This window comes from Burkholderia guangdongensis (assembly GCF_013403875.1).
Taxonomy (GTDB): domain Bacteria; phylum Pseudomonadota; class Gammaproteobacteria; order Burkholderiales; family Burkholderiaceae; genus Burkholderia; species Burkholderia guangdongensis.
In genome coordinates this window covers 146,056-167,885 of sequence record NZ_JACBNX010000011.1, presented here as the reverse complement: position 1 = coordinate 167,885, position 21,830 = coordinate 146,056, and the positions used below count along the sequence as shown (strand labels likewise).

General features: G+C 66.3%; 22 protein-coding genes and 1 pseudogene. 14 read left to right on the top strand and 9 right to left on the bottom strand.

Annotation, left to right across the window (positions count from 1 at the left end; translation table 11 throughout):
- Window positions 1-479: 479 nt before the first annotated feature.
- From gyrB to dnaA, 3 genes are all read right to left on the bottom strand, one after another.
- Window positions 480-2,954 (bottom strand): DNA topoisomerase (ATP-hydrolyzing) subunit B, encoded by a 2,475-nt coding sequence (gene gyrB, locus HZI36_RS12780; RefSeq protein ID WP_179403015.1) that lies wholly within the window; start codon window positions 2,952-2,954, stop codon window positions 480-482.
- A gap of 95 nt (window positions 2,955-3,049) precedes the next feature.
- Window positions 3,050-4,153, bottom strand: coding sequence for a DNA polymerase III subunit beta (gene dnaN, locus HZI36_RS12775; RefSeq protein WP_179403014.1), 1,104 nt, complete (start codon window positions 4,151-4,153; stop codon window positions 3,050-3,052).
- 158 nt (window positions 4,154-4,311) lie between these two features.
- Window positions 4,312-5,889, bottom strand: a complete 1,578-nt coding sequence (gene dnaA, locus HZI36_RS12770) for a chromosomal replication initiator protein DnaA (RefSeq protein ID WP_218883849.1) — start codon at window positions 5,887-5,889, stop codon at window positions 4,312-4,314.
- Window positions 5,890-6,364: 475 nt separating this feature from the next.
- Here dnaA and rpmH point away from each other — a divergent pair, with 475 nt between their 5' ends.
- From rpmH to yidC, 4 genes are all read left to right on the top strand, one after another.
- On the top strand, window positions 6,365-6,499 hold the full coding sequence (gene rpmH / locus HZI36_RS12765) for a 50S ribosomal protein L34 (RefSeq protein ID WP_004198824.1): 135 nt from the start codon (window positions 6,365-6,367) through the stop codon (window positions 6,497-6,499).
- 13 nt (window positions 6,500-6,512) lie between these two features.
- Complete coding sequence (rnpA, locus tag HZI36_RS12760) at window positions 6,513-6,980, top strand: ribonuclease P protein component (RefSeq protein ID WP_179403012.1); 468 nt, start codon at window positions 6,513-6,515, stop codon at window positions 6,978-6,980.
- A gap of 152 nt (window positions 6,981-7,132) precedes the next feature.
- Complete coding sequence (gene yidD / locus HZI36_RS12755; RefSeq protein WP_179403011.1) at window positions 7,133-7,399, top strand: membrane protein insertion efficiency factor YidD; 267 nt, start codon at window positions 7,133-7,135, stop codon at window positions 7,397-7,399.
- A gap of 8 nt (window positions 7,400-7,407) precedes the next feature.
- The gene (gene yidC / locus HZI36_RS12750) at window positions 7,408-9,108 is read left to right on the top strand and encodes a membrane protein insertase YidC (RefSeq protein WP_179403010.1); all 1,701 of its coding nucleotides are present in this window, start codon (window positions 7,408-7,410) and stop codon (window positions 9,106-9,108) included.
- Window positions 9,109-9,237: 129 nt separating this feature from the next.
- On the opposite strand, the gene HZI36_RS12745 is transcribed toward yidC, so the two are convergent.
- Entirely contained in the window at window positions 9,238-9,660 is a 423-nt protein-coding gene (locus tag HZI36_RS12745) for a transcriptional regulator (protein ID WP_179403009.1), read from the bottom strand.
- Window positions 9,661-9,998: 338 nt separating this feature from the next.
- On the opposite strand from HZI36_RS12745, the gene mnmE reads away from it, so the two are divergent.
- The 4 genes and pseudogenes from mnmE to HZI36_RS12725 form a co-directional block, all read left to right on the top strand.
- Entirely contained in the window at window positions 9,999-11,444 is a 1,446-nt protein-coding gene (gene mnmE, locus HZI36_RS12740) for a tRNA uridine-5-carboxymethylaminomethyl(34) synthesis GTPase MnmE (protein ID WP_179403008.1), read from the top strand.
- A gap of 119 nt (window positions 11,445-11,563) precedes the next feature.
- Window positions 11,564-12,250, top strand: coding sequence for a MerR family transcriptional regulator (locus tag HZI36_RS12735; protein WP_179403007.1), 687 nt, complete (start codon window positions 11,564-11,566; stop codon window positions 12,248-12,250).
- On the top strand, window positions 12,247-12,651 hold the full coding sequence (locus tag HZI36_RS12730; protein WP_179403006.1) for a PIN-like domain-containing protein: 405 nt from the start codon (window positions 12,247-12,249) through the stop codon (window positions 12,649-12,651). Before HZI36_RS12735 ends, HZI36_RS12730 begins: the two co-directional genes overlap by 4 nt.
- Window positions 12,652-12,720: 69 nt before the next feature.
- Window positions 12,721-12,936, top strand: a pseudogene (locus tag HZI36_RS12725) (serine hydrolase); the annotation flags it as partial.
- Between the two features lie 394 nt (window positions 12,937-13,330).
- On the opposite strand, the gene HZI36_RS26995 reads toward HZI36_RS12725, so the two are convergent.
- From HZI36_RS26995 to HZI36_RS12710, 3 genes are all read right to left on the bottom strand, one after another.
- Window positions 13,331-13,570 (bottom strand): DUF2795 domain-containing protein, encoded by a 240-nt coding sequence (locus HZI36_RS26995; protein ID WP_179403005.1) that lies wholly within the window; start codon window positions 13,568-13,570, stop codon window positions 13,331-13,333.
- A gap of 106 nt (window positions 13,571-13,676) precedes the next feature.
- Complete coding sequence (locus tag HZI36_RS12715; RefSeq protein ID WP_179403004.1) at window positions 13,677-13,847, bottom strand: hypothetical protein; 171 nt, start codon at window positions 13,845-13,847, stop codon at window positions 13,677-13,679.
- A 344-nt stretch (window positions 13,848-14,191) separates the two neighbouring features.
- Window positions 14,192-14,350 (bottom strand): hypothetical protein, encoded by a 159-nt coding sequence (locus HZI36_RS12710; RefSeq protein WP_179403003.1) that lies wholly within the window; start codon window positions 14,348-14,350, stop codon window positions 14,192-14,194.
- A 210-nt stretch (window positions 14,351-14,560) separates the two neighbouring features.
- Between HZI36_RS12710 and sap1 the strand changes: the two genes are divergently transcribed.
- Together sap1 and HZI36_RS12700 are read left to right on the top strand one after the other, a co-directional pair.
- Entirely contained in the window at window positions 14,561-14,908 is a 348-nt protein-coding gene (gene sap1 / locus HZI36_RS12705) for a surface attachment protein Sap1 (RefSeq protein WP_179403002.1), read from the top strand.
- A 213-nt stretch (window positions 14,909-15,121) separates the two neighbouring features.
- Window positions 15,122-15,676, top strand: a complete 555-nt coding sequence (locus HZI36_RS12700) for a YaeQ family protein (protein WP_179403001.1) — start codon at window positions 15,122-15,124, stop codon at window positions 15,674-15,676.
- A gap of 39 nt (window positions 15,677-15,715) precedes the next feature.
- Here the strand turns inward: HZI36_RS12700 and HZI36_RS12695 are convergent, their stop codons facing one another.
- Complete coding sequence (locus HZI36_RS12695) at window positions 15,716-16,129, bottom strand: VOC family protein (protein ID WP_179403000.1); 414 nt, start codon at window positions 16,127-16,129, stop codon at window positions 15,716-15,718.
- A gap of 377 nt (window positions 16,130-16,506) precedes the next feature.
- On the opposite strand from HZI36_RS12695, the gene ada reads away from it, so the two are divergent.
- From ada to gshA, 3 genes are all read left to right on the top strand, one after another.
- Entirely contained in the window at window positions 16,507-17,595 is a 1,089-nt protein-coding gene (gene ada, locus HZI36_RS12690) for a bifunctional DNA-binding transcriptional regulator/O6-methylguanine-DNA methyltransferase Ada (protein WP_179402999.1), read from the top strand.
- Between the two features lie 53 nt (window positions 17,596-17,648).
- The gene (locus HZI36_RS12685; RefSeq protein WP_179403023.1) at window positions 17,649-18,587 is read left to right on the top strand and encodes an AlkA N-terminal domain-containing protein; all 939 of its coding nucleotides are present in this window, start codon (window positions 17,649-17,651) and stop codon (window positions 18,585-18,587) included.
- A 195-nt stretch (window positions 18,588-18,782) separates the two neighbouring features.
- A complete protein-coding gene (gene gshA / locus HZI36_RS12680) occupies window positions 18,783-20,396 on the top strand; it encodes a glutamate--cysteine ligase (protein ID WP_179402998.1) in 1,614 nt (537 codons plus the stop codon).
- Between the two features lie 42 nt (window positions 20,397-20,438).
- On the opposite strand, the gene HZI36_RS12675 is transcribed toward gshA, so the two are convergent.
- A complete protein-coding gene (locus tag HZI36_RS12675) occupies window positions 20,439-21,332 on the bottom strand; it encodes a LysR family transcriptional regulator (RefSeq protein WP_179402997.1) in 894 nt (297 codons plus the stop codon).
- A 263-nt stretch (window positions 21,333-21,595) separates the two neighbouring features.
- Between HZI36_RS12675 and HZI36_RS12670 the strand changes: the two genes are divergently transcribed.
- On the top strand, window positions 21,596-21,811 hold the full coding sequence (locus tag HZI36_RS12670; RefSeq protein WP_179402996.1) for a hypothetical protein: 216 nt from the start codon (window positions 21,596-21,598) through the stop codon (window positions 21,809-21,811).
- Window positions 21,812-21,830: the final 19 nt, after the last annotated feature.

Here is a 21,830-nt window from a genome sequence, read left to right as displayed (position 1 = left end):
GTAACGTCGTTGCCAAGTGGACCGGCTCCCGGCACGATTGGAAAGGCGCGATGACGCAGTTTGCACTGCTTTACCCGGAGCGATTCAATATCGGAATCTGAGTCTCAACCCGCCTCACACACGAAATTCCGGATACCTCCAGCCGTTCGCCTGCATAGCGTGAAGAACCGTTAATGACCGGCCCCCCTCCCTCAGCCGGCTGAAATCGATCTGGATCTGCCGGTCGCCTCAACAGGCCGGCGGCGATCGCTTTCGAAGTGAAGGAGACATTTGAATGACAGCATGCCGACGGCAGCTTCGCTGGCTGGGTGGCCGTTTGCGCCCCTTCGATTCGTCGAAAAAGTGTCAACCTATTTCAGGACGGGTCACAAAAAACAAAAAAGCCGTGGGACGAAACCATCCTCACGGCTTTTACTGCAAGACAATGACTCACTACACCAGTCGCACCGCCCCCAGCGTCCTACGAGAGCTCCCAACCCTCAAACATCAATATTCCCCGCCCTCAACGCATTACTCTCGATAAACGCTCTACGCGGCTCGACCTCATCCCCCATCAGCGTGGTAAAGATCCCATCCGCCGCGATCGCGTCCTCGATCTGCACCCTCAACAACCGCCTGACTTCCGGATTCATCGTCGTATCCCACAGCTGCTCCGGGTTCATCTCCCCGAGCCCCTTATACCGCTGCTTCGACACGTTCCGTTCCGCATCGGCGATCAGCCACTTCATCGCGCTCTTGAAGTCCGTCACGGCCATGCTGCGCTCACCGCGCTTGATCACCGCGCCTTCGCCGATCAGCCCCTTGAACAAATTCGCGGTGTTCACCAGCTGCTGATAATCCGCCGTCAGCTGAAACTCCTCATCAAGAACGGAAACACGCACATTCCCATGATGCGGCCGCTCGATGCGCAACGACCGCAGCTCGCGCACCGGGTCATACGCCGGCACCACACGCACTTCATCGTGCTTGTGCGCGCTGTCCTCGAGCGCGGCCTGCAGCGCCTTCGCGGATGCCTCCGTCGCCTCCTCGCTGCCCAGATCGATCGCGACGCCGTCCATGATCGCCTCGAGCGCCGCCGGGTCGTACAGCCGGGCGAGCCGGTCGATCACGCTCTGCGAGAGCAGATACGAACGCGCGAGCTCACCGAGCGCGTCGCCGGTGATCGGCGTCGCGTCCGTGCCCGGCACCAGCGCCGAGCCCTGCAGCGCGAGCCGCAGCATGTGCGCGTTCAGCTCCGAGTCGTCCTTCAGATAGCGCTCGTCCTTGCCCGCCTTCACCTTGTACAGCGGCGGCTGCGCGATGTACACATAACCGCGCTCGACCATCTCCGGCATCTGCCGATAGAAGAACGTGAGCAGCAGCGTGCGGATGTGCGCACCGTCGACGTCCGCGTCGGTCATGATGATGATCCGGTGATAGCGGAGCTTGTCGAGGTTGTAGTCGTCCTTGCCGATCCCGCAGCCGAGCGCGGTCACGAGCGTGACGATCTGCTCGGACGCCAGCAGCTTGTCGTAGCGCGCCTTCTCGACGTTCAGCACCTTGCCGCGCAGCGGCAGGATCGCCTGGAACTTGCGGTCGCGGCCCTGCTTGGCCGACCCGCCCGCCGAATCGCCCTCGACGATGTAGATCTCCGACTTCGACGGATCCTTCTCCTGGCAGTCCGCGAGCTTGCCCGGCAGCCCGACGCCGTCGAGCACGCCCTTGCGGCGCGTCATCTCGCGCGCCTTGCGCGCGGCGTCGCGCGCGCGCGCGGCCTCGACGATCTTCCCGCAGATGATCTTCGCGTCGTTCGGCGTCTCGAGCAGGAATTCCTCGAGCGCCTTCGCGACCATTTCCTCCACCGGCGCGCGCACTTCCGACGACACCAGCTTGTCCTTCGTCTGCGAGCTGAACTTCGGCTCGGGCACCTTCACCGACAGCACGCACGACAGCCCTTCGCGCATGTCGTCGCCGGACGTCTCGACCTTCGCCTTCTTCGCGATCTCGTTGTCCGCGATGTACTTGTTGATCACGCGCGTCATCGCCGCGCGCAGGCCCGTCAGGTGGGTGCCGCCGTCGCGCTGCGGAATGTTGTTCGTGAAGCAGAGCACGTTCTCGTTGTAGCTGTCGTTCCACTGCATCGCGACCTCGACGCCAACGCCGTCCTTCTCCGCGTTCACGTGGAAGATCGTCGGGTGCAGCACGGTCTTCGTCTTGTTGATGTACTCGACGAAGCCCTTCACGCCGCCGACGAACGCGAAGTCGTCTTCCTTGCCGCTGCGCAGGTCGGTCAGGCGGATGCGCACGCCGTTGTTCAGGAACGAGAGCTCGCGAATGCGCTTCGCGAGGATGTCGTAGTGATACTCGACGGTGCCGAAAATCGTCGGATCGGCCATGAAATGCACTTCGGTGCCGCGCTGCTCGGTGTCGCCGGTCACGAGCATCGGCGAGGTCTCCACGCCGTTGCGCGCCTCGAGCACGCGGTTCTGCACGACGCCGCGGTGGAATTCCATCGCGTGCTTCTTGCCGTTGCGGCGCACGGTGAGGCGCAGCCAGCTCGACAGCGCGTTCACGCACGACACGCCGACGCCGTGCAGGCCGCCCGACACCTTGTAGCTGTTCTGGTCGAACTTGCCGCCCGCGTGCAGCTCGGTCATCACGATCTCGGCGGCCGAGCGCTTCGGCTCGTGCTTGTCGTCCATCTTCACGTCGGTCGGAATGCCGCGGCCGTTGTCGGTGACGGAGATCGAGTTGTCCGCGTGGATCGTCACGTGGATGTCGTTGCAGTGCCCGGCGAGCGCTTCGTCGATCGAGTTGTCGAGCACTTCGAACACGAGGTGGTGCAGACCGGTGCCGTCCGACGTGTCGCCGATGTACATCCCGGGACGCTTGCGCACCGCCTCCAGACCCTCGAGGATCTGGATCGACGAGGCGCCGTAGCTGGTGTCGGGCTGCGAATTGTGCTGTTCAGTCATGGTGTGTTCCGGTTCTGCCCGGCGCGCTCGGACGCGCCATAAAAACGCCAAAGGGGCTCGCAGCCCCCTGGTGAGTGTCGTGTGCGCCGGCGGCGTCAGATGCGCATCGGCATCACGACGTATTTGAATTCGTCGTTCTCGGGTACGGTGATCAGCGCGCTCGAGCTTGCGTCGCCGAGGCTCACCTGCACGGTGTCGACCTTCAGGTTCGCGAGCACGTCGAGCAGATACGTGACGTTGAAGCCGATGTCGACCGTGTCGCCCTGATACGCGATCTCGAGCTCTTCCTGCGCCTCTTCCTGATCCGCGTTCGTCGACATGATCTTCAGCTGGCCCGGCGCGATGATGCAGCGCACGCCCTTGAATTTGTCCGACGTCAGGATCGCCGCGCGCTGCAGCGAGCGCTGTAGCTCTTCACGGCCGATCTCGAACGTGTTCTTGTGCGCCTTCGGGATCACGCGCTGGAAGTCCGGGAACTTGCCCTCGACGAGCTTCGACACGAGCTCGACCTGGCCGAACGTGAACTTCGCCTGCGTTTGCGCGATGTCGATCTTGACCGTATCGTCGATGTCCTCGAGCAGGCGCTGCAGCTCGAGAATCGTCTTGCGCGGCACGATCACTTCCTGGCGCGGGAACGCGCCTTCGATCTTCATCGACGAGAACGCGAGGCGGTGGCCGTCGGTCGCGACCGCCATCAGCTGGTCGCCGTCGACGACGAGCAGCATCCCGTTCAGGTAGTAGCGGATGTCCTGCTGCGCCATCGCGAAGTGGACCATGCCGAGCAACTGGCGGAACGCTTTCTGCGGCACCGAGAGGCTCGCGCCGAAATCCTTCGACTGCGCGACCGTCGGGAACTCGTCGGCGGCCAACGTTTGCAGCGCGAAGCGGCTCTTGCCGGACTGGACCGTCAGGCGCTTGTCCGCGAGCGACAGCGTGACCTGGCCGTCGGGCATCGCGCGCAGGATGTCGAGCAGCTTGCGCGCCGCGACGGTGGTCGCGATCTGTTCGCCGCCGACGCCGAAGCCGGCGCGCGTCGTGATCTGGAGTTCGAGGTCGGTCGACAGGAACGACACGTCTTCGCCGGTCTTGGTGATCAGCAGATTGGCGAGGATCGGCAACGTATGACGGCGTTCGACGATGCCGCTGACCGTTTGCAGCGGCCTGAGGAGGGTGTCTCGTTCGGTCTTGACCAGTTGCATAGAGTTCCTTCGTTGAGATGACGGCCTGCAAGCCTCGCCACGCTCCGCCGGACGAGCCGGCAGGCCCCCGCCGGAGCGGTCAAACCCATATTGTGCCTGAAAACCGCATTGCCCCCTCTAAATTGGGGCGGTTTCGGGTTTTGCAACGGCGGGCGGGATCAGCCCTTCAGCGTCTGCTCGAGCACGTGCAGCTCGTGGTTGAGCTGCGCGTCCTTCGTGCGTTCGTCGGCGATCTTGCGCACCGCGTGCAGCACGGTCGTGTGGTCGCGCCCGCCGAACAGCTCGCCGATTTCCGGCAGGCTCTTCTGCGTGAGCTCCTTCGCGAGGTACATCGCGATCTGGCGCGGCCGCGCGATGTTCGCCGGACGCTTCTTCGAATACATGTCGGCGACCTTGATGTTGTAGAAGTCGGCGACGGTCTTCTGGATGTTCTCGACCGAGATCTGCCGGTTCTGCACGGTCAGCAGATCCTTCAGCGCTTCCTTCGTCAGCTCGATCGAGATCTCGCGGCCGTGGAACTTCGAGTACGCGAGGATCTTGCGCAGCGCGCCCTCGAGCTCGCGCACGTTCGAGCGCAGATGCTTCGCGACGAAGAACGCGACGTCCTCCGACAGGCTCACGCCCTCCGACTGCGCCTTGCGCATCAGGATCGCGACGCGCATCTCGAGCTCGGGCGGCTCGATCGCGACGGTCAGGCCCGAATCGAAGCGCGAGATCAGCCGGTCGTCGATCCCGGAGATTTCCTTCGGATACGTGTCGCTGGTGATGATCACCTGCGCCTTGTTCGCGACGAGCGCCTCGAACGCGTAGAAGAATTCCTCCTGCGTGCGCGACTTGCCGGAGAAGAACTGGATATCGTCGATCAGCAGCAGGTCGAGCGAGTGATAGTAGCGCTTGAAGTCGTCGAACGCCTTGCGCTGGTACGCCTTCACGACGTCGGACACGTACTGCTCCGCGTGGATGTAGCGGATGCGCGCGCCGGCCTTGTCGAGCAGCAGCTGGTTGCCGATCGCGTGGATCAGGTGGGTCTTGCCGAGGCCGACGCCGCCGTACAGGAACAGCGGGTTGTACGAGATGCCGGGGTTGTCCGCGACCTGGATCGCGGCCGCGCGCGCGAGCTGGTTCGCCTTGCCGGTCACGAAGTTGTCGAACGTGAGGACCGGATTCAGCTTCGAGCGCTCGTACATCGAGTCCGTCTCGCTCGCCGCGGCCGGCGCGGCGCCCGCGCCCGGCCGCCACGTACGGCGTCCGGCCGCTGCTTCGTGCGCGGTGAGGCTCGGCAGGTCGAGATCGGCGGCGTCGTCGGCCGTCAGTTGCGCGAGGCTCGCCGCGGCGATCGACGCAGCCGGCATCCCACCGGCAGCACCCGCAGCGTTCGCAGCGGCTGTTGCCGCGGCGGCGGTGGCCGCGATGGCGGCCGCGGGGCCGCCCGGCGGCAGCGGCGCGCGCGGCGCCGCCGTCGCCCCGGTGGCCGCGTGACGCATGCCGGCTTTCGGATCGAGGACGAACTGGACTTCGATCGGCGCGTTCCAGAAATCGCGGGCCAGATCGGAGATCCGGCCCGAGAACTGGCTCTTGACCCAATCGAGCTTGAAGCGGTTCGGCGCGGCGATCGACAGCGTGTTCGCCGCTGCGTCGAAGGCGACCGGGGCCAAGGGTTTGATCCACGTCACGTACTGCTGGGGCGTCAATTCACGCTCCAGTAGCGCGGAACAGTGTTGCCAGAAATCGTTCATCAAGTTGCTGTCGTTATTGGTTGCACGCACGCTGGCGGCCGACTCTTGTCGCGGATGCGCAACAAGGCCCGATACGGTTGCGCGAGCGTGCTTCGGGCGCCGGCGTCACAGCGGCTGCAGGCAGGGCTGGAGGCGGGCGGCGGGCCGAAGCGGCATGCGGGATTCTTGGAGATAAGGCGAGATTCTACCGCCAAACGCGGTCCGAGCGGGAGTTATCCACAGGGGCGCGGGGTGGTTGCCGGGGGCGGATCGCACAGGCCCGAGCCGGCTGCATCGCCGCCGCGCCTGCGCGGGAGCCGCTCGCGCGGCATCGTAAAGTATTGACCGTCAAGAGAAAAACGGTTTAAATAGCGGGTTCCGCGAAAACCAATCCTGTATTTCCGGCGATTGCGTTCGCACGACGGCCTGCCGGTAATGGCGTGTGGTCGGCACGCGGTCCCTGAATTCCCGACATTCTCGAACAAGTGAGAGCATCATGAAACGTACTTACCAACCGTCCGTGACGCGCCGCAAGCGCACCCATGGCTTCCGCGTCCGCATGAAGACCGCCGGCGGCCGCAAGGTCATCAACGCTCGCCGCGCGAAGGGCCGCAAGCGTCTCGCGATCTAAGGCGGGCGCTCGCGTGTCCGCCGTCCGCAGTTCTGCGGGCGAGGCCGCTGTCGAGCCGGGTGCGAATCCGTTGCAAGCGAAAGCCGCCTTTCCCAAAGCTGCGCGACTTCTGAAAACGGATGAATTTTCATCCGTTTTTCGTTTGCGGCCGTGGCGGCGCTCCGCGCACTTCGTCATTTACGGCAAGCCGACCGGGCAACCGGCGCGGCTCGGGCTCGTCGTCGGCAAGAAGTACGCGCCGCGGGCGGTCACGCGCAATCTCGTGAAGCGGCTCGCGCGCGACGCGTTCCGCTTGCGCCGCGCGGAGTTCGCCGGCTGGGATCTGCTGCTGCGCCAGCACGCGAAGTTCGACAGGAAGGCGCTGCCGAGCGCCGCGTCCGCGCCGCTCGCGGCGATGTGCGCGAGCGAAATCCGCGAGCTGCTCGACCGGGCGGTTCGGGAGATCGCTCGTCGTGGCGCGGCGACGCCGACGTCCGGCTGACGCCGCCGCTTGATGGCCGCCGCTTGCCTGTCGCTTGAGCCCGCTTCACGCGGGCGGCGTTTGCGCGTGCTCGACGGACGCGGCCGACCGGCCGGGTCCGTACTGTCGTGCCCGATTAGCCCTGACGCGGCGTATCCGACGCCGCCCTCGCCATGCAAACGGTATTGATCGCGTTGCTGCGTTTCTACAAGGTTGCCGTGAGCCCGCTGCTCGGCAGCCGCTGCCGTTTTTATCCTTCCTGTTCGGATTACGCGCGCGAGGCAATCCAGTATCATGGCGCCGCGCGCGGTGCGTATCTCGCCGCGAGGCGCGTATGCCGATGCCATCCGTTTTCCGCGGGCGGCATCGACCTCGTCCCGCCGCCCACCTCCGATACACGCGCCGGCGCCTCCGCCGACGCGCAGTCCCATCGACTCTGAGACAACGCATGGATATCAAACGCACCGTCCTATGGGTGATCTTCTTCGTGTCAGCTGTCATGCTGTTCGACAACTGGCAGCGATCCCATGGACGCCCGTCGATGTTCTTCCCGAACGTCACGCAGACGAGCGCGCCTTCGGCCGCGAACGGCACGCCGGGCGCCGCGAGCGCGACGGCATCGACGGCGACACTGCCGGCCGCCGCGGCCGGCGTCGCGCCTGCCACGACGGCACCCGCCGCACCCGCGCAGCTCGTGAATTTCTCGACCGACGTCTACGAAGGCCAGATCGACACGCGCGGCGGCACGCTCGCGAAGCTCGTGCTGAAGTACCCGAGCCCGGGCAAGGGCGCCGATGAATCGGTCACGCTGTTCGACCAGTCGCCGTCGCATACCTACGTCGCGCGCACGGGCCTGTTCGGCGGCGACTTCCCGAACCACAACGACGTGTTCACGCCGGTCGCCGGCCCGACGTCGCTGACGGCCGACCAGAACACGCTGAAGCTGTCGTTCGAATCGCCGGAGAAGGGCGGCGTGAAGGTCGTGAAGACCTACACGTTCACGCGCGGCAGCTACGTGATCGGCGTCGACGAGAAGATCGACAACGTCGGCACCGCGCCGGTGTCGCCGACCGCGTACATGGAGCTCGTGCGCGACGGCGAGGCCGTCGACGGGCCGCGCTTCACGCACACGTTCCTCGGGCCGGCGGTCTACAGCGACCAGAAGCACTTCCAGAAGATCACGTTCAGCGACATCGACAAGAAGAAGGCCGACTACCTCGAAACCGCCGACAACGGCTGGGTCGCGATGGTCCAGCACTACTTCGCGTCCGCGTGGATTCCGAAGGAAGGCACCGCGCGCAAGAACTACGTCGAGCAGTTGTCGCCGGGCCTGTACCGCGTCGGCGTGCAGCAGGCGGTCGCGACGATCGCGCCGGGCCAGTCGGCCGACGTGTCCGCGCGGCTGTTCGCCGGTCCGGAAGAGCAGCGGATGCTCGAGGGCATCGCGCCGGGCCTCGAGCTCGTGAAGGATTACGGCTGGGTGACGATCATCGCGAAGCCGCTGTTCTGGCTGCTCGAGAAGATTCACGGGCTGGTCGGCAACTGGGGCTGGGCGATCGTGCTGCTCACGCTGCTGATCAAGGCCGTGTTCTTCCCGCTGTCGGCCGCGAGCTACAAGTCGATGGCGCGGATGAAGGAGATCACGCCGCGCATGCAGGCGCTGCGCGAACGCTTCAAGAGCGATCCGCAGAAGATGAACGCCGCGCTGATGGAGCTGTACAAGACCGAGAAGGTCAATCCGTTCGGCGGCTGCCTGCCGGTCGTGATCCAGATCCCGGTGTTCATCTCGCTGTACTGGGTGCTGCTCGCGTCGGTCGAGATGCGCGGCGCGCCGTGGATTCTGTGGATCCACGACCTGTCCGCGCCGGACAGCCTGCTCGGCACGCTGCCGATCCTCAACGCGCCGATCGGTCTGCTGCCGATCCTGATGGCCGTGTCGATGTTCGTGCAGACGAAGCTGAACCCGACGCCGCCGGACCCGGTGCAGGCGAAGATGATGATGTTCATGCCGCTCGCGTTCTCGGTGATGTTCTTCTTCTTCCCGGCCGGCCTCGTGCTGTACTACGTCGTGAACAACGTGTTGTCGATCGCGCAGCAGTACTACATCACGCGCACGCTCGGCGGCGCGAAGAAGAAGCCGGCGGCCTGACGCCCGACTCGACGGACGGGGCGCTTCGAGCGCTCCGTTCGACCGGGTTGTCGCAATGCAAAAAGCCGCGTGGCGTGAGCCGCGCGGCTTTTTGCATGGATCGGATGGTTTCGCGCGACGGGTGCCGGCTCAGCGCTTCGACGTCTCGCCGTAGAATTGCGCGACCAGTTCCTGAACCAGGTAGCGATGATGCGGTGACAGCGCCTCGATTTTCGACGCAAGCTCGATCGTTTCGGGCGTCGGCGGATAGCGTTCGTCGCGCGGCAGCGGTTGCGGCGTCGAGCGCGCCGCGGCATTCGGCGGCGGGCCATAGTGCAGCCAGTGCAGATCGACGCGAAGCCATTCCGCGAGCGTGCGCAGTTTATCGGCGGTCGGAATCGTACGGCCGGTCAGCCATTTGTGCGCGGTCTGCGGCGAGACCGGGTGCTCGCCGCGATGCCGGAGATTGAAATGCAGCGCAAGCTCGGTCGCACCCGTGATCTTCTCCGGGCTGCGCAGCAAGGCGAATTTCAGGCGTTCGGTGAACGCCGTTTTCTCATCGGATGTCGGCATGGCGAGATTGTGCAATTCGACCGGCACGCAGGAGACAACCGATGAGGCTAGACTTAGCCTGATCAGGCGGCATCCGGGCTAACGGCGTGCTCGACCGGGCCCGCGCCGGAGCCGTTGGCGGTCAAGCCGATCCGGCCAGCATTTCGTCCATTTGTTATCTCGAATCTCCATTGTTATTGAGATTTTTATTATCGTAATTGGGATAAACCGGGAGACGCGTGCTGTCGGGGCGGCCGGGCGTGGGCCGCGCGCGCGGCGGCAGGCTACAATGCCGGCGTCCCGAGGCCCGCGCCGCAGCGCGGGCGCGCCGTTTCACCGCTGATCCTGCCCCGACTGCCATGCTCGCCACCGATTCCGATCCGATCGTCGCCATTGCCACCGCTGCCGGGCGCGGCGGGATCGGTGTCGTCCGCGTGTCGTTCGGGCGAGGCGGCGAGGCGGCCGCGCTGCCGTTGCTCGACGCGCTGCTCGGCCAGCGCATCGCGCCGCGCCATGCGAGCTACGTGCCGTTCCTCGATGCGCACGGTGCGACGCTCGACCGGGGCATCGCGCTCTATTTCCCGGCGCCGCATTCGTATACGGGCGAGCACGTGCTCGAGCTGCAGGGGCATGGTGGGCCGATCGTGATGCAGCTGCTGCTGCAGCGCTGCCTCGACGCGGGGCGCGGATTCGGGCTGCGGCTCGCGGAGCCGGGCGAGTTCACGCGGCGTGCGTTCCTGAACGACAAGCTCGATCTCGCGCAGGCGGAGGCGGTTGCCGACCTGATCGAGGCGAGCACCGAGGCGGCCGCGCGTTCGGCGGGGCGCTCGCTCGACGGCGCGTTCTCGCGGCAGATTCATGCGCTCGTCGACGACGTGATCAATCTGCGGATGCTGGTCGAGGCGACGCTCGATTTTCCGGAAGAGGAGATCGACTTCCTCGAGGCCGCGGATGCGCGCGGCAAGCTCGCGAGCATCCGCGCGCAGCTCGCGCGCGTGCTCGGCGACGCGCGGCAGGGCGCGCTGTTGCGCGAAGGGCTGTCGGTCGTGCTCGCGGGGCAGCCGAACGTCGGCAAGTCGTCGCTGCTGAATGCGCTCGCGGGCGCGGAGCTCGCGATCGTCACGCCGATCGCGGGGACGACGCGCGACAAGGTCGCGCAGACGATCCAGGTCGAGGGGATTCCGCTGCACGTGATCGACACGGCGGGGCTGCGCGAGACCGAAGACGAGGTCGAGCGGATCGGCATCGCGCGCACGTGGAGCGAGATCGAGCGGGCGGATGTGGTGCTGCACCTGCTCGATGCGCGAGTCGGGATGACGCCCGACGACGGGACGATCGCCGCGCGGTTTCCGGCGGGCGTGCCGGTCGTGCGGGTGCTGAACAAGACGGATCTGACGGGCGTGTTGGCGTCGGTTGCGCGGGTGGGAGGGGCGGAGGGGACTGACGCCGGCCGCGCGGATGCGGGTAGCGCCTGCGCGGGTCGCTCGGATCTGTGCGAGGTGCGGCTGTCGGCGAAGCGCGGCGACGGGATCGATCTGCTGCGCGGCGAATTGCTGCGGATCGCGGGCTGGCAGGCGGGCGCGGAGGGCGTGTATCTCGCGCGCGAGCGGCACCTGATCGCGCTGCGCGCGGCGCAAGCGCATCTGGAGATGGCGGCCGCGCATGCGGAGCAGCGCGCTCAGGCGCTCGATCTGTTCGCGGAGGAGCTGCGGCTCGCGCAGGAGCAGTTGAACGGAATTACCGGGGAATTTACGTCGGATGATTTGCTGGGGGTGATTTTTAGTCGGTTTTGTATTGGGAAGTGAGGGGCTGCCGCGGGGGGCGACGTCGCGCCGCGGAGGCGGCGGGGGGATTTCGGTAAAATTAAACGTCTATCGGGCACCGGGGCAATCTCGGCGAGTCAACTTTCTGGAGGGAGGTGCGCATGAAGCTTACAGGCGTCGGCCTATATACCTTCCATGAAGCGGCTCGGCTTACAAAAATCCCGCTTCGAGACCTGCGCCGGTGGTTGAGCGGCTACTCATACCGGGACAAGAAGCACGAAGCGCCGGTTGCTGTCCCCGCCCTCTGGGAAACAGAATTTGATGATCAGGTGGATGGCATCAGCTTCCACGATCTCCTCGAAGTTCGGTTTGTGCGGGCGTTTCGCCAGCATGGCGTCAGCTTGCAGACCATCCGTCTGGCAAGCCAGCGAGCGCGTGAGCTATTCGACACGAACTACCCGTTCACTTCCCGCAAATTCCGGACTGACGGCCGCACTATTTTCGCGTCCGCCATGGAGGAAACCGGGGAGACCGAGTTGCTGGATCTGGTCCGGAGGCAGTATGCGTTCCGGAAAATAATTGAACCATCGCTGTACAGCGGCATCGAGTTTGGTCGGGATCAGGTGGCGGCGAGGTGGTACCCAACTCTGCGAAGCAAAGCGGTTGTGCTTGATCCTGAGATTGCGTTCGGAAAGCCGATCGTCACGGATGGCGCCGTCAGGACGTCGATCCTGTATGACGCATTTGCCGTGGAGGGCGATAAGAATTTCGTTGCGAGGCTTTATGAAGTGCCGGTTGCCGCTGTCGACGCGGCGATCGCTTTCGAAGAAAGCCTGATAGCCGCGTGAGATTCTTCGTTGACAACAACCTGCCACCGGCCTTGGCAAAGGCCTTGCATGCGCTATCCGAGCCTTGGGGGCATTCGGTTGCCCACCTGAAGGAAATGTTCTCCCCAAATACGATCGATTCGGATTGGATCGATGCTTTGTCTAATGAGGGGGGATGGTCCGTCATCACCCACGACAAGCTAAACAAAGGGCTGGAACGGGAGGCGTTGCGGCGAGCAGGGTTGATCGTCTTTTTTCTAGACAAAGGATGGTCGAATCACCAGTTCTGGGATAAGGCGCATAACCTGGTGCGCTGGTGGCCGCGGATCATCGAGCAGTCCGAGGGGATCAAGGGCGGAGCCGCATTCAAGGTTCCTTACAATTTCTCCGGTAAGGGGCAGTTCGAACAGGTCACCCTGTAGGCGCGCAGTTTTTGGCATACGCGAGGGCACACAAATGCGCGATATAGGGATGGGCCTCCTGCGTCCACGGCGGATGCCCGCCCGCAGCCCGAGCGGATGACAGAAAACGTCGACGTGCCGCTTCCCGAAGGGCACGGCGTGTCGGTGCGCTTCGCACCGTCGCGGGCGTTCGATCCGGCGGCGTTCCCGTCGGGCGGCGCGGGGATGGTCGGGACGGCCGACGACGTGCTGCGCGTGCTGGAGGCCGCGTACGAAGGCATGTCGGGTGCGCTCACGCTGGCGATGCGGGACGCCGTGTACGGTGTCTGAGGTCTGGCGCGAGCGCGTATTCGGCTTCGAGCGCGCGCTCGTCATCCGCCGCCGTCAATCCCAGTCGTGGTGGTGATGGTAGTAGCCGCCGCCGCCGTAATAGCCGTTCGCGGGTACGACGATGCAGCCGCTCAGCAGTGCGGCGACACCGATGATCAAAATCAGGGTTTTCATGGCGATTTATCCGATCAGGAACGATTTGCCGCCAGCATATCGGCGACTTCTCGCCGCGGCTGTAAGCAATCGTTTCCTGACCGTACATGCGTAACGGCGCATTAACGCGCGCTGCTTTCGACCCTTCCGCGAGCCGCCATGCGCTTCGCGTTGCGCCGGCGCGAACGACGCGCGGCGTCACCCGCGCCCGCCGCGCTCAGACCCCGAGCCCCGGCCCGTAGTTGCCGGCGACCCAGCGCGTGACCGCGTCGATGTCGTCGTAATCCTGCTCTGGGAGCCCGTCGAGCATGACCAGCACTTCGTTGCTCGCGCCCGCTTCGCGGGCCGCGTCGACGAGCGTGTCCTTGTTCGCCGGATACTTGATCGAGGCCAGCACGTCCGCGATCTGCAGATCGATCGTTTCGTGCGGAATGTCGGGGGATCGGGTGTCGTTCACGTCAGTCTCGCAGTCGGATCGATACGGCACGCGTGGCCGGCGCGTGCGAACCACGCGCCCGCGTCGGATGCGGGCGTGCAGGGGAGCGGCGGCGTGCGACGGACGCTCAATGTCCGCGTCGCACGCGTCGCCAAGGGTGTTTCCAGTCGATATGCGGCGCGTTCTCGTCGCGCGGATGCTGCCGCCGATGTTCCTGCCAGAGTTCATCGGAAAACAGCACGGCCACGATCACGAGCGGCAGTATCAGAAACGCACCGAGGATCACTTGCTCGATCACGGTAGCCTCCCTTCGTGCGCGCAGAATCTTTAACCCATTCTAGGCTGGTACCGGCACGCTGTCCGGCGCCCAACTTCATTTTCTTACAATGCGCGCGGGCGGCAATCCGGCATTTCGAGGGTGTCCGGAATTCACTCAGGGGAAAATGCGGATTCGAATTGGCCATTGAATGGCACGCCGAATGCTTTGGAATTCAAAATATCGCACCCGGATTTTCCGCGCGACGCGTCGCGGCCGGTTATTTTCGACATCACGCGTTGCGCATCAAGGCCGCCGTGCGATTCGGGTAAATTCGGAGTGTGGCGCTATCTGGCATTTTTCTTGTATGTGACCGAAATGGTGGCTCATCGCAATAAATCGGGCGTTTTCTGTTGCGACTTTATGTGCGGCGCATCAAAATAATCCGGACGACGAAATGGATTATCCAAACCGTTCAACGGAATCGGGCCCGTTTCGCTCAGTGCCTTGCGGTAGAACGTTTCGCGGGCGCCGTGTTGCGTCATTCATCGCGCATTCAGCGAATTCGCCGCGCCGCGATGCGCCCCCGAAACCGCGCTGCGCAGGGTGCGACAATTCGCCGCTATTGCGAGTGCACAACGAATGTGCTTGCTATCGCCGTCACGTCTTCTAGGATCAAAGGCGCGGGTTCACGATCACCTGTAAGCACATAGCTAAACCGCGAGCCTGATGGCCGCGAGTACGGAGACTCAAACATGATGAAGCGAACCGGTGTTTTCATTGCGCTCGTCGGTACGTTTGCCCTGGCATCGGTTGCCCAGGCCGGCGGCGATTCCAGCGTCAAGCCGCAGCAGGAAATCCAGCTGACGCAAAACGCATTCGGCTGTCTGTCGAAGGACAGTCTGGATTCCGTGCTGACGCACGAGCACGACGGCAAGGATCAGGCGAAGCAGCAATATTTCGACGATTTCCGTTGTCTGTCGGTGCCGGCAGGCCAGCGCTTCCGCGTGGTGGCCGTCGACAACGGCGAGGTGCAATTCGTCAGCGCCGACAACAGCGACCAGCAAGGTCTGTGGGCGCCTTCGCGCTTCATCAAGCAGTAACCTTCCGTCGATCAGCGGTAACCTGCGCGTGCCGGCCCAGGCCGGTGTGCGGCACCCGAACGCGGCCCGGCATGATGCCGGGCCGTTTGCGTCTTCGTGGCGACCAGAGGCGACCAGAGGCGACCAGAGGCGGCCAGCGACGGACCGTCGGGCCGGGCATTCGGTATCATCACGGCCCGGACCGACTCGATAGCCCGTCAGGGCCTCTCCCACATGGCGCTCAAATCCACGATCTACAAAGCCGAACTGCAAATCGCCGACATGGATCGGCATTACTACGCCGATCACGCGCTGACCGTCGCGCGCCATCCGTCGGAGACCGACGAGCGGATGATGGTGCGCATCGCCGCGTTCGCGCTCAACGCGCACGAGCGGCTCGAGTTCGGCAAGGGGCTGTCGGACGTCGACGAGCCCGATCTGTGGCTGAAGGATCTGACGGGCGCGATCGACGCGTGGATCGAGGTCGGCCAGCCCGACGAGCGGCGCATCGCGAAGGCGGCCGGGCGCGCCGCGCAGGTCACCGTGATCGCGTACGGCGGCAAGACGTCCGACATCTGGTGGCAGGGCGTGCGCGGCAAGGTCGAGCGGCTGCGCAACGTGCAGGTGCTGTCGCTCACCGACGGCGTTGCGGCGGCGCTCGGCCAGCTCGCGCAGCGGTCGATGCGCCTGCAGTGCACGGTGCAGGACGGCGCCGCGTGGCTGTCGAGCGCCGAGCACGATCCGGTCGCGATCGAGTGGACGATGCTGAAGCCGCGCGACGGCGTGTGAGCGCACACTTCGGCGTGCGCGCGCCGCGCGATCACGCGATCACGCGATCACGGGCGGCGGCCCCTTGAGCTCGAGCATGTTGCCTTCGGGATCGAACAGATAGAGCGACGGCCCGTAGCCGTCCGCGCCGTAGCGTTCCTCGACGGTGCCGGGGTGCGCGCCGTGCGCGGCGAAGTGCGCGATCAGCGCGGCCGCGTCGAACGGCTCGACGCGCAGGCACAGGTGATCGAGATTGCGTCCGGCGCCGGGCGGCCCGCTGTCGGGGCGGTCGATCTTCGCGCCGACCGTGAGCAGGTCGATCAGCGCGGTGCCCGCGCGAAGCTGCACGAGGCCGAGATCCGGCTGCTCCTTCTCCACGCGACAGCCGACGGCGTCGCAGTAAAAGCGGGTCATCGCGGCGACGTCGGTCACGCGCAGCACGACATGATCGATGCCGCGGATCGTCGGTTTCATCGGGGCGGGCTCCTTCGCGGTCCGGTTCATCGAGTGTAGACCACACCGGCGGCGGCGCTTGCGGCACCCCCGTCAGGATCGCAGGCAAAAAAAAGCCCGTTCGCGATGAACGGGCTGAATCCATATCAGGAGGAGACATGGAGGAGACAGGTCCAACTATACACATCGGGATGGTGCAACGCAATATTTCTTGTGTTAAAAAACGTCAGGGCGACAGTTCGTCGCATTTGCGCTGCAACATAAACATGACCGGACGGTGACATTTTCCGGGCCGCATCCTCGATGCCTGCCGCGAATGACAGCGCAAGATTCGGCGCGCATCGGCGCGCGCGGATGCGTACAGTGGCACCATCCACACTGAGCATGCGAGGGTTCCGATGACTTCCGCCTATTCGACCGACGACGCCCGCTGGGCCGCGCTGACCGGCCGCGATCCGCAGGCGGACGGCGCGTTCTATTACGCGGTGACGACGACCGGCGTGTTCTGTCGCCCGAGCTGCGCGTCGCGGCTGCCGCGCCGCGAGAACGTCGCGTATTTCGACGATCCGGCCGCCGCGCGCGCGGCCGGGTTCCGGCCCTGTAAGCGCTGCCAGCCCGAAGGGCTGCCGCGCGACCTCGAGATCGTGAATCGCGCGTGCGCGGTGCTCGATGCGCATCCGGAGCGGCTCACGCTCGCGCAGCTCGGCGACGCGGTGCACGTCAGCCCGTTCCATCTGCAGAAACTGTTCACGCGCATCGTCGGCGTGTCGCCCCGCCAGTATCAGGCCGCGCGGCGCGGCGCTGCGCTGCGCAATGCGCTCGAGCGCGGCCAGCCGGTCACGCAGGCCGCGCTCGACGCGGGCTTCCAGTCGCCGTCGCGGCTCTATGCGTCGGTGCCGCGCGAACTCGGGATGTCGCCGTCCGCGTTCCGTCGCCAGGGCGCGGGGCTGCGGATCGAGTACGCGAGCGCGTCGACGCCGCTCGGCATCGCGCTCGTCGCGGCAACCGCGCACGGGATCTGCCGGATCGCGTTCGGCGACGATCGCGCGTCGCTCGTCGATGCGCTGAAGGACGCGTTCGCACGGGCCGAGCTCGTCGAGGCGCCCGCGCGGATCGCGCCGTTTCTCGCGCAGATCGATGCGTATCTGAACGGCTCGCGCCGCGCGTTCGACCTGCCGCTCGACATCGCGCCGACCGCGTTCCAGCAGCGCGTCTGGGAGGCGCTCGCGCGGATTCCGTACGGCGAGACGCGCAGCTACACCGACATCGCGCAAGCGCTCGGCGCGCCGAGCGCGGTGCGGGCGGTCGCGGCCGCGTGCGCGTCGAATCCGGTCGCGCTCGCGATTCCCTGCCATCGCGTCGTGCAGAAGGGCGGCGCGCTCGCCGGGTATCGCTGGGGGCTGCGCCGCAAGGCCGCGCTGCTCGACGCGGAAGCGCGCCGCGCGCACGACGACGAGGCCGCCGTCACGGCGGACGACGCGGCTTGAGCGGCGCGCCTGTCCCGAACGGCGCGTTTGTCCCGATCGATGCGCCCCTCCCGATCGACGGCGCGGATGCCGCGCCGTCCGTGCGGCTCGAGCTGCGGTTTCGCGCACCGTACGACTGGCCGCGCGTGCTGCGCTTCTTCGCGGGCCGGGCGATTCCGGGCGTCGAGCAGGTCGCGGGCGGCGTGTATCGCCGGATCGTCGAGCACCGCGGCGCGGTCGGGCGGCTCACCGTCGAGCGGCATCCGCGCAAGCACTGTGTCGTCGCGACCGTCGACGGCGCGGCGGCCCGGTATGCGGACGCCGCGTTCGCCGCGCGCCTCGCCGCGATGTTCGATCTCGGCGCCGATCCGCACGCGATCGGCGCGCAGCTCGCGCGCGATCCGTGGTTCGCGCCGCTCGTCGACGCCGCGCCGGGGCTGCGCGTGCCCGGCGCGTGGTCGGGCTTCGAGCTCGCGGTGCGCGCGATCGTCGGCCAGCAGGTCAGCGTGAAGGCGGCGACGACGATCGTCGGCCGGCTTGTCGAGCGCGCGGGCGAGCGCATGAATGAGCGTGTCGGGGCGGACGACGGCGGCGCGCCCGCGTGGCGCTTTCCGACGCCCGACGCACTCGCCGCGTGCGACGTCGCGCGGATCGGCATGCCGGGCAAGCGCGCGGCGGCGCTGACCGGGATGGCGCGCGCGGTCGCGGCGGGCGACGTGCCGCTCGCGCCCGCGCCGGCCGATTTCGCGGCGGCGCGCGAGGCGTGGCTCGCGCTGCCGGGAATCGGCCCGTGGACGGTCGAGTATCTCGCAATGCGCGCGTGGCGCGATCCGGATGCGTGGCCGGCGTCCGATCTCGTGCTGATGCAGTCGATCGCCGCGCGCGATCCGTCACTCGACCGGCTGGCCGGCCAGCGGCGCCGCAGCGAAGCGTGGCGGCCGTGGCGCGCGTATGCGGCGCTGCATCTGTGGAACGAGGTCGCGGATCGCGCGGGCGCGGCGCGGGGTGGGTGAGGTCGGCGCAGGGGAGGTGACGCCGGCGCGGGGCAGTTGACGTCGGCGCGACGGGCGCGCTTTTCCCGAATACCCCGCCGAAAAGTCAGGTCAAGCGCGGGTTTCGGCGAGATGTTAAAGTGCCCGCTACCAAAGGAAGCGACCATCAATCCTGCCTGGCCGCGCGAGCGTGGCCGAGCCTGCATTTGCGCATTCATGCCGAACACCATGACCCACCGCCAGACCGATTTGCTGCTGAATCGCCTCGACGTGCTGAGTACCGGCCCGACGCGACAGCATCTGCCTGACGGCCTGCGCGGCATCGAAAAGGAAAGCCTGCGCGTCACGCGCGACGGGATGATCGCGTTCACGCCGCATCCGCGCGCGCTCGGTTCGGCGCTCACGCATCCGTCGCTGACGACCGACTATTCGGAGGCGCTGATCGAGCTGATCACGCCGGCCGAGCACGACGCGTCGATCACGCTCGAGCGTCTCGACGCGCTGCATCGTCTCGTCTACGCGTCGCTCGGCGACGAGATGCTGTGGACCGAATCGATGCCCGGCCTGCTGCCCGCCGACGACGAGATTCCGATCGCGGAGTACGGCACGTCGAACATCGGACACCTGAAGACCGTCTATCGCCGCGGGCTCGCGTATCGCTACGGCCGCACGATGCAGTGCATCGCCGGCATCCACTACAACTACTCGCTGCACGAGGAAGTGTGGCGCCGCCTGCATGCGGAGGAAAACTCGACCGCGAGCCTCGTCGACTATCAGTCCGAGCGCTACCTCGCGCTGATCCGCAATTTCCGCCGCACGAGCTGGCTGCTGATGTACCTGTTCGGCGCGTCGCCGGCGCTCGATACGCGCTTCCTGCGCGGCCGCCCGCACACGCTCGACACGTTCGATGCCGACACGCTGTATCGCCCGTACGCGACGAGCCTGCGGATGAGCGATCTCGGCTACTCGAACACGACCGCGCAGGCCGCGCTGCAGGCCGACTACAACACGCTGCCGGGCTATCTCGACGGGCTGTCGAAGGCGGTCAGCGAGCCGTATCCGCCGTACGAGGCGATCGGCACGCATCGCGACGGCGAGTGGGTGCAGATCAACACGAACGTGCTGCAGATCGAGAACGAGTTCTACTCGACGATCCGCCCGAAGCGCGTCACGTATTCGGGCGAGCGGCCGCTGCATGCGCTCGCGTCGCGCGGCGTGCAGTACATCGAGGTGCGCTGTCTCGACATCGATCCGTTCGAGCCGACCGGCATCGCGATCGACACCGCGCGCTTCATCGATGCGTATCTGCTGGCGTGCGCGCTCGACGAGAGCCCCGCGCTCGACGGCGACGGATACAAGGAAGCGAACGCGAACTTCGGCCGCGTGACGATGGAAGGGCGCAAGCCCGGCCTCACGCTGTCGCGCGACGGCAGCGACGTCGACATGCACGCGTGGGCCGACGAGCTGCTTGCGAAGATCGACGCGATCGGCCGCCGGCTCGACGAGATTCGCGGCGGCGACGCGCATGCGCGCGCGATCGCCGCGCAGCGCGAGAAGTTCGCGGATCCGGAGTGCACGCCGTCCGCGCGCGTGCTGCGCACGATGCGCGAGCGTGGTCAGTCGTTCCTCGACTTCGCACGCGCGCAAAGCGACGCGCATGCCGCGCATTTCCGCGCGCGGCCGCTGTCGGCCGACGACGCGCGCGCGGCCGCCGCGCTCGCCGAGCAGTCGCTCGTCGAGCAGGCGGAGCTCGAAGCGAAGGAAACCGGATCGTTCGACGCGTTCGTTGCCGCGTATCGTGCGTATACGCTGAACCGCTTCAGCGTGTGACCGCTCGTGTGCCGCCGCCCCGTTCTCGCGGGCGGTGGCGCATCATGCGTCGTGACGCGACGCGACTTCCCCCGCACTTCCGCCCGGCACGATGCACGCGAGAAACGCGTCGATCGCCGGGCTGTGCCGGCGCGCTTTCAGGTAGTAGATGTATTCGTCGATCGTCGTGTCGACGCCGGACAGCGTGATCGCATGCAGATCCGGATGCCGTTCCGCTTCGCCGCGCGGAAAGAGGCTGCCGCCGACGCCGTGCAGGATCGCTTCGCGAATCGCCTCGCGGCTGCCGATCTCGGCGGTCGACGTTGGCGCGACGCCGGCCTTCGCGAGAATCTCCTCGGTGCAGCGGCGCGTGACCGAGCCTTCCTCGCGAATCAGCAGGCGTACGTCGGCGAGGCGTGCCGCGTCGATCGCGTCGACGCGCGCGAGCGGGTGGCTGCGATGCACGACGAGCACGAGCGGATCGGTCGAGATCACGCGCCGCTCGAGCCCGTCCGCGTCGTTGAGCTGCGACGACACCGCGAGATCGATGCGGAACTCGTGCAGCGCATTCAGGATATCTTCCGAATTGCCGATCCGGCACGTGAGCGCGATCGCCGGGTGCGCGTTCGAGAAGCGCCCGACCGCGTCCATGATGTAGTACGGCCCCGTCGCGCCGAGCCGCAGATGGCCTTCGAACAGGCCGCCGACGTTGCGTAGCATGATGTCGGCCTGCGCTTCGAGATCGATCATCTTCTCGACGAGCGGCAGCAGCGCGACGCCGGTCTCGGTGACCGCGAGGCGGCGCCCGCTGCGATAGAACAGCTCGACGCCGTAGAGCTGCTCGATCTGCCGGATCTGCGCGGCGATCGTCGGCTGACTGACGCCGAGATGCCGCGCCGCACGCGTGATGCTGCCCTGACGGACCGTCGCGTGGAACGCCTTCAGCTGATCGAACAAAATCCCGTCCTCTTCTCCTGCCGTGTCGCGCGACAGCTTAGCGCGACGATGTGTCCGCCGCGTGACACGCGCACGGACGAGCGTGTTTCGTCGGTTACGCGCGATAACGGCGCCATGGCGCAGCGATAGCGAACGCCGGTGGCGCACCGGCGCTTCGTGCAAAAAAGCTGAGGTAGTCCGAAAGAAATCTGATGGAACCGGTCACTGCGGGGACACGCGCCGATGCGTTAATGACCGCATTCGTCATCCACGGACCGATCCCCATGCGTCGAATCGATTCGCGCGCCGTCTGCGCGGCGCTGTTTCTTTGCCTCGCGCTCGCCGCGTGCGACGGCGGCGGCAGCGCCGGCCCGTCGTCGGCGCCATCGTCGAGCGCGCCGAGCGCGAACAGCCAGCAGGCGGCGAACGCCGAGGACAACCCGCCAGGCCCGCCCGTCATGCACTGGGCGCCCGACTCCGGCGCGAGCAACGCGCACTGATCCGCCAGCCGCACCCCTC